This window comes from Oleiphilus sp. HI0132 (assembly GCF_001635845.1).
In genome coordinates, this window is sequence record NZ_LWGJ01001509.1 from 1 (window position 1) to 1,860 (window position 1,860).

2 protein-coding genes are annotated in these 1,860 nt (G+C 43.2%); both read right to left on the reverse strand.

The features are described from left to right. Positions 1-46: 46 nt before the first annotated feature. Positions 47-736: a sensor histidine kinase KdpD gene (locus tag A3766_RS23260; RefSeq protein WP_068506457.1), complete on the reverse strand. Its 690-nt coding sequence runs from the start codon at positions 734-736 to the stop codon at positions 47-49. 14 nt (positions 737-750) lie between these two features. Then, positions 751-1,860 (reverse strand): lipopolysaccharide assembly protein LapB (locus A3766_RS23265; RefSeq protein WP_068643052.1); only part of this gene is annotated, 1,110 nt, incomplete at its 5' end.

Consider the following 1,860-nt stretch of genomic DNA (forward strand, 5'->3'; position numbering starts at 1 on the left):
CCCACCTATTGAGTAAGAAAAATCTAGGCTGGCTTGGCAATTTGATTTAGGGAAGTGCTACCGTGAAGACTCCCCCTCCGTGTCTGCCTCCATTTGATAACTTGATAGACCCTTGCTTGTCATTTTGTGTGTGAAGTTTAGTGACCATTTCAGCAAAATATATTCCCAGGCTGGTGCTGCCAGTTTGAAAGTTAATGTTATTTATTACTTCTCCTGGTGAGGCTTGCAATAGCTCGTCAGGATAACCGATTCCATCATCATGTATTTCTATAATCAGGTCATCATCTTTGATGTAGGCGACGATTTCAATGATCGATTTGGTATAGCGTGAAGCATTATTTAGCGCGTTATTAAGAACGCCCAAAATTACCTCCCTATCAAAATACCAAGATATATTTGGATCACAGGTGATTTCGAGTTCAATATTTTTATCTTTGAGCATTGGCGAATAGTGTGCGGATTGCTCGTCCAGGATGTCGTGAACAAAGCACTCATCGATATGTAATGATAGCATTTCATTCTGCAGGCGATATAAGCCAAGTAGCTGTACAAGGTAGCTATTTACACGTTCAGCCTCATATTTTACGACAGTCGTATTGTTTCTTTGTTGCCACTCTTCAGGCAGTTCTTCGCACATCTGATCTACGGAGTGTAGTAGCATGCTGAGCGAATTTTTCATGTCGTGGACAGCTGAGGCGATAATCATCGAGAAATCGGGTTGTTTGTCTTTACTCATGATACTGTACTCGTTCAATTTTGTTTTTTGGATTGAAGTTCTGCTACTTGCTTCTCGAGGTGTTTAAGCCTTCGGTATTGGTTATGCTGTTCGGGTATGTTGTTTATTTTTTCAAGGGACTGCTCTGCAAGCTTTAATAAGCTATGGTCAGCAGTTTCTTTAAATAGCTTCGTTACAACTTGAGCTAGATTAAGATTCAAGGCTGCGTGTCTTGGTGTATGCTTGAGCGCTTCTTTGAATGCTTCAGCAGCTTGTGCAAGTTGGCCTTGTTCAAACTGCTCAATACCTGATTTATTAAGGCGTTTTGCTTGCTTTTTGGCCACTAAGCTTTCGGGTTCGTCAAGCTGGCTTTCAATTTGCGCTAGCGCTTCGGGGTCGTTACTGAATCGCTCAGCGAGTGTGATTAAGAGTTTCTCGGCACGTTCAAGCTCGTTTAAGGAGTAGAGTGTCTTTGCTAGCTCGATGCCAATTTCCGCTGAGAGCTTCTCTTCTTCAATCATGCACTCTGCTTGATGAAGTTTTTCCTGTGCTGCTTCGGCATTGTTCTGACCATTAAATACTCGAGCCTCGATAAGCGTTGCATTGAGGCAGGCCTGTTCGTCAGTCGAAAATTTATGTGTTAATTCGTTTAGAACTTGTATCGCTTCGTCCGCATGTGTTTTGCCAGAATCACTAAGGTCTCCCGATGACCTTTCGGATAAGCAGCGGCCAAGGTTTAGGTAGTTGTCAGCTTTTTCATGTATTGAGTGTTCGCCATATCGAATAGCTTTCCTGTATGCCTCTGTTGCGCTTTCAATGTCTTGATTCTTTTGACATAGCTTGCCTAGTTTCTCATGACGTAGAATTACTCTGGGCGACATTTCAACTGCTGACTCAAGTGATTCTTGTGCTTTCTGTGGTTGATTCAGTTTCTCGTAGCAAGCTGCGAGACCGTCATATGCTTCAACCATGTAGGGGTTAAGTTTAAGTGCCGCCTTAAAGTTCTCCAGGGCAGGTGAGTAGTCTTGATTTGCTAATTGAGCTTGCGCCAGCCCTAGCGATGCCCACGGTATTTCGCGCTTTGCGATAATTGACTCATACAGCCTGATTGCGCTTTGTGTGTCGCCAATTTGTAGGTAAAGTTG

Bases quoted from the DNA above. Each gene is read 5' to 3' on its own strand.
- A3766_RS23260 (WP_068506457.1), bottom strand. From the start codon at position 736: ATGAGTAAAGACAAACAACCCGATTTCTCGATGATTATCGCCTCAGCT.